The organism is Mesorhizobium sp. M1A.F.Ca.IN.020.06.1.1 (assembly GCF_004023265.1).
Lineage (GTDB): Bacteria > Pseudomonadota > Alphaproteobacteria > Rhizobiales > Rhizobiaceae > Mesorhizobium.
This window is the reverse complement of record NZ_RZSR01001420.1, coordinates 1-1,040: the sequence shown is the minus strand read 5'-3', so window position 1 is coordinate 1,040 and position 1,040 is coordinate 1. Positions and strand designations below refer to the sequence as shown.

Genomic DNA, 1,040 nt, shown 5'->3' with positions numbered 1-1,040 from the left:
CATCGCCATCCGACGTCAGGCGCACGCGCGCCGCGCATGGTGCCACCGCGGTGGGGTAGATGGCGGTGGCGCAGCCCATGCCGATCAGCCAGTCGCCGTCGCGCATCGCGCCGACCTTGGGGTCCCGCTTCGCCCAGCCGAAGGCATTGGCCGCCTGTTCATAGCATTGGATCAGCGAGCGGCTGGAGAAGGGCTTCTTGCCGATCGGTTCCGCCTTCGGCTCATTGATGCGGCGGAACTCGACCGGGTCCATGCCAAGCGCCACCGCCATCTCGTCCATCGCGTTTTCCAGCGCGTAGACGTAAGGTGTCTCGGGCGGCGAACGCATGTAGCCCGGCGTGTTGCGATCTGCCTGGACCAGCGACACATGCGTCAACACCGAGCCGTAGTCGTACATGCGGCCGGTCGCCGAGGTGCCGCCGACAACATAGGGATCAGGGCGCGATGTCACCTCCCATCCTTCGTGCGCGAAAGCGGTGATGCGGCCGTCCTCGCCGGCGCCGATCCGGATGCGGTGGCGGGTTTCGGCCCGGTAAGTCTGTGTGCCGAAAGCCTGCATGCGGCTCGTCACGCAGCGCACGGGACGCCCGAGACGTTTTGCGGCTACCGCGACGATGGCGGTGCGCGGCGTCATCGGTCCTTTTGAGCCGAAGGCGCCGCCGATGAAGGGACTGACGATGCGCACATTGGCCGGATCGATTTTCAATTCTCTCGCAAGTTCGGCCTTCCAGCCGGTGACGTTCTGGGACGGCTCGTGGACGATGAGCTGATCGCCCTGCCAAAATGCCGTCGTGGAGAACAGCTCGATCGGGTTGTGGTGCTGGGTGGGCGTTGAATACCGAGCGTCGATCCTGACCGCGGCGGCTGCATAGGCGGCGTCGAAATCGCCTGCTTTCACATCCTCCTTGAACAGCGGACTCTTGCCGGCGGCGGGAATGGTTTTGGTGCCGGGACTATCGAAACTCGCGGACGGCTTCTCTTCCTCGTAATCGGCGCGGATCAACTGGGCCGCCTCCTCCGCCGCCTCGAATGTCTCGGCA

General features: G+C 65.1%; 1 protein-coding gene. It reads right to left on the bottom strand.

The genetic code is table 11. The annotated features are described in order from the left end of the window. Positions 1 to 1,040: molybdopterin cofactor-binding domain-containing protein (locus EOA60_RS34515; RefSeq protein ID WP_164899837.1), on the bottom strand; the 1,040-nt coding region annotated here is incomplete at both ends.